Origin of the sequence: uncultured Leptotrichia sp. (assembly GCF_938036635.1) — a bacterium.
GTDB classification, from domain to species: domain Bacteria; phylum Fusobacteriota; class Fusobacteriia; order Fusobacteriales; family Leptotrichiaceae; genus Leptotrichia; species Leptotrichia hongkongensis.
The window spans coordinates 1-1460 of the sequence record NZ_CALHQO010000565.1 but is presented as its reverse complement, the minus strand read 5'-3'; the positions used below and the strand labels follow the sequence as shown (position 1 = coordinate 1460).

The following is a 1460-nucleotide window of genomic DNA, read 5'->3' as shown; positions in this document are numbered from 1 at the left end:
AACAATGGGAGCACTTCAAAAAGGAAATTTTTCTGTATTAAAAGTTGATAAACAAACTGAAGATGCATTCAAGGCATTTGAGGGAGCATATAAAAAGATGTCCTATAAAATTAACAAGACGACAGAGAAAAATAAAGATAAAATCCTTTTAAATGTTACTATGAAGTATCCTGATTTATCAGCAACAGCAGAAATGTTTAAAGACAGAATATCAAAAGAAGTTCAATCATTGAGTGGAAAATCAGATGAAGAATTTAATAAGCAAAGCATGGCAATTTTAAAGGAAGTGGTAAATGAGAAATTAAATGATTCTAATTTAAAATATTTTGAGGAAACATTTGATATTACATATGTAAAACAGGGGGATAGCTGGGAAATAGAGGAAAATAATCCGCAATTTATTAAAGCGGTATCCTTTAATTTTCCAATATAGTTTATTCAAAATCAGATTTTTTATAAAGAACTTTAAATTATAACAGTAAAAAAATCTGTAAAAATATTTGATTTTTCAATTTTTTTGTAGTATAATATTTGCTTTAAAATACAAATAAATTTTTATAGGAGAAAATATTATGGACAACAATAAATTTGGTGAAAATGCAAAAGAGCAGCTGGAAAGAGAAATAGAAGAATTAAAACGTCAGAAAGAAATTCAGGATTTACAAAGACAGAAAGAAGAGCTGGAAAAAATAGTTTATGGTAGTGTTGCGGGAAGCAGTACTAAAAATATAAATAAAGTAGAAAAGCCAATTAGAAATATAAATAATCCAGAAATAAATAAACAAGAAGACGAAGAAGAGGAAGCTGAAGAAAAATACGTTTCAAACAAAATGACAACAATTCTAGCTGCTGCAGTTGCAATATTTATTGTTTTAGTTGGATCTGGGATTTTTTATCTGAGAAGTCAGAATAAGAAGAAAAAAGAAAATCTGAAAAAAGAAATGGCAGCAGTATCACAAAATCAAAATATACCAACTGTAACAAACGCTCAAACTCCTGAAACTGTGCAACAGAAGGAACAAAAAAAGGTAGAGCAGCCAAAAGTTGAAGAAAAAAAAGAGATGCCTAAGGAAAGTAATGAGAAATTAATTGTAAAAAGTCCAGTAGGTGTAAAAAAAGGAAGTTATTGTGTAAATCCGAGTCCCAGTGAATCGGCATTCGATACTGATACTGTAGAAGATTCGTATGCACAGCATGGATATATGGCAGATATTTCATTTCAGGACTGTGTAATTAATAATGGAAGTTCTTTAAGACATACAGGACCTGTAACAGTAACTGTAAATCTTGCTGAAGAAAAAAATTATGACGCTGTTATGAATAGAAGCAAATGGTATTTGGAAAATGGCCAAATTAGAAGAGTAAATGGAAGTGACAGCACATCTTTATATTTTAATGGATGGCTAATGTATAAGCAAAGTAATTAATCAAAAATATAATTATAAATCAAGGGTAGAAGT

At 29.2% G+C, this 1460-nt stretch carries 2 protein-coding genes; both read left to right on the top strand.

Annotated elements, in window-relative coordinates:
• Positions 1 to 433 (top strand): hypothetical protein (locus Q0370_RS11390; RefSeq protein WP_299575818.1); only part of this gene is annotated, 433 nt, incomplete at its 5' end.
• Positions 434 to 572: 139 nt separating this feature from the next.
• On the top strand, positions 573 to 1427 hold the full coding sequence (locus Q0370_RS11385; protein WP_299575816.1) for a hypothetical protein: 855 nt from the start codon (positions 573 to 575) through the stop codon (positions 1425 to 1427).
• Positions 1428 to 1460 lie beyond the last annotated feature (33 nt).